Raw genomic sequence first — 266 nt, forward strand, 5'->3', positions numbered from 1 at the left:
TTCCACGCCATCTTCAGCACCGGCCGGCCCGAGGTCGGGTTCACATCGTCGCCGGCATGGGCGAAGCCGTTGCGCTCGTAGAAGCGGATGGCGCGGGAATTGTCCTTGTTGACGAGCAGCGTCACGCCTGAGGGTGACAGGCGCTTGGCTTCATCGACGAGCAGTCGCGCGGCATCCGAGCCCCAGTGATCAGGATCGACCACGAGCTGGTCGAGATAGCCCTCGCCATCGATGGTGACGAAGCCGGTCAGCGCGCCGTCCTGTTC

Annotated in this window: 1 protein-coding gene; it reads right to left on the bottom strand. The window is 65.0% G+C overall.

Going from position 1 to position 266, the window contains the following annotated elements; all coding sequences use genetic code 11:
- On the bottom strand, window positions 1–266 hold a 266-nt coding region (locus ACPYOJ_RS35605), incomplete at both ends, for a GNAT family N-acetyltransferase (RefSeq protein ID WP_481420423.1).

The organism is Rhizobium sp. SVR5-9E (assembly GCF_056755095.1).